Below are 2,031 nucleotides of genomic sequence, written 5' to 3' on the forward strand. Positions count from 1 at the left end.
CTCCAACGCGTTCGCCTCCTCGGTCTACAGCGTGCTCACCAAGAAAGCCAAGCCTGCGGACGCCCTCAAGAGCCTCGAAACCCAACTCGCCCGCGCCAAAGGCCGCGGCTGGTAAAGCAGGGACCAAGCGGTTCCTGCAGGAGGGTGCCAGCGGTCGCAGGCACCCTCCTTGTCCTCACCTCTCAACCCTGGGGAGTTTGCTATGACCCACAGTCCCACTGAGCCTCAACTCAGCGCCGCGCAGCCACCCCGGCGCACGCGCGGCCTGGAAGCGAGCCGGGCTCGCACGGCGTTCTGGCTGCTGCTCCCGACCCTCATCGTCTTGGCCCTGGTCGCCGGATACCCACTCCTTCGCACCATCTATCTGTCATTTACAGATTACAACATCAACACGGACGCCCACCCCGTCTGGGCGGGCCTGTCCAATTACTGGTACACCACCGACGAAGGCATCGGCCTGGGCGTGCTGCAAAGCCCTGATTGGTGGCGGGCGGTCGGCAACACCCTGCGCTTCACGGTCAGTTCCGTCGTTCTCGAAACGCTGCTCGGCCTCGCGCTCGCGCTGGTTATCAACAGTAAGATCCGGGGGAAAAGTATGCTCCGCACCGCGATCCTGGTGCCCTGGGCCATTCCGACGGTCGTGAGTGCCCAGATGTGGAACTGGATGTACAACGATTCGTTCGGCATCCTATCCGACTGGGGCCAGAAGCTGGGTATTCTCGGTCAGGGTCAGTCATTCATCTCCAACACCGACACCGCCCTCTGGGCGCTCGTGGCCGTCGACGTATGGAAGACAGCGCCCTTCATGGCCCTGTTGTTGCTGGCGGGCCTCCAGACCATCCCAAGTGACATGTACGAAGCGGCGGACGTGGACGGCGCGAGCAAAGTCACGCAGTTCTGGCGGCTCACACTTCCGCTGCTCACGCCCGCCCTGCTGGTCGCGCTGATCTTCCGCACCCTGGACGCTCTGCGCGTCTTTGACATGCCGTACGTGGTGAAGGGCAACTCTCCAGAAACCATGACCATGAGCATTTACGCGCGGCAGCAGATGTTCGACAACGCCCAATTCGGGTATGGCAGTGCCGTCAGCGTCCTGATCTTCCTGATCATCATGCTCTTTACGGTTGGATACATCACCAGCCTACGCGTGCGGTTCGACTGAGGCGACTATGCGAAAACACACCCCCCTGCAATTGCTCGGTCAAGTCCTCTTCTGGGTGATCGTCGTTGTCGTGCTGTTCTACGTCCTTTTCCCGTTCTACTGGGCCATCAAGACCAGTCTGACGCCGCCCGTTGATCTGTCCCGCACCGCGCTCGCCGCGTTCCCGGACAGCATCACCTTCCAGAACTACGTCGACGTGTTTCGCGGGCAACCGTTCGGGCGCAACCTGCTGAACTCCCTGGTGGTCGCCGTCGGTACGGTACTGATCAGCCTGGTCCTGGCTTCCCTCTCGGCATACGCCCTCGGGAAGTACCGCTTCCGCGGGAAGACGGCACTGATGTACATCATTCTCGCGGTGAGTGTCTTCCCGCAGATCGCAGTGCTCGGCGGCATGTACAGCAGCATCCGGGCCCTGAACCTGTACAACAGCACCCTCGGCCTGATGCTCAGCTACCTGATCTTCACGCTGCCGTTCACCGTGTGGGTGCTCACCAGCTTCGTCCGGGAAATCCCGAATGAGCTCGAAGAAGCCGCCGTGGTGGACGGCGCGACCCCGCTGCAGACGCTCGTGCAGGTGCTGTTCCCCGTGATGGGCCCGGCGCTCGTCACCACCGGCCTGCTGGCCTTCATCAACGCCTGGAACGAGTACCTGTTCGCCCTGACGCTCACCAGCGACGACCGCGCCCGCACGGTACCCGTGGCGATCGGTTCGTTCAGTGGCGCGTCCCAGTACGAGAATCCCTTCGCGCAGATCATGGCGGCCAGCGTCATCGTCACGATTCCGCTGATTATCCTCGTGCTGATCTTCCAGCGCCGGATCGTGTCCGGCCTGACCGCCGGCGCCGTCAAAGGCTGAAGTGTCACCCGGG

At 62.5% G+C, this 2,031-nt stretch carries 2 protein-coding genes; both read left to right on the forward strand.

Annotation, left to right across the window (positions count from 1 at the left end; all coding sequences use genetic code 11):
* Positions 1 to 202 precede the first annotated feature (202 nt).
* Positions 203 to 1,162, forward strand: a complete 960-nt coding sequence (locus CBQ26_RS18920; RefSeq protein WP_088246938.1) for a carbohydrate ABC transporter permease — start codon at positions 203 to 205, stop codon at positions 1,160 to 1,162.
* 7 nt (positions 1,163 to 1,169) lie between these two features.
* The gene (locus CBQ26_RS18925) at positions 1,170 to 2,018 is read left to right on the forward strand and encodes a carbohydrate ABC transporter permease (RefSeq protein ID WP_088246939.1); all 849 of its coding nucleotides are present in this window, start codon (positions 1,170 to 1,172) and stop codon (positions 2,016 to 2,018) included.
* Positions 2,019 to 2,031 lie beyond the last annotated feature (13 nt).

The organism is Deinococcus indicus, from assembly GCF_002198095.1.
Lineage (GTDB): Bacteria > Deinococcota > Deinococci > Deinococcales > Deinococcaceae > Deinococcus > Deinococcus caeni.

Excerpts from the sequence above, each read along its gene's own strand:
- CBQ26_RS18920 (WP_088246938.1), top strand. The coding sequence starts at position 203 with ATGACCCACAGTCCCACTGAGCCTCAACTCAGCGCCGCGCAGCCACCC.
- CBQ26_RS18925 (WP_088246939.1), top strand. The coding sequence starts at position 1,170 with ATGCGAAAACACACCCCCCTGCAATTGCTCGGTCAAGTCCTCTTCTGG.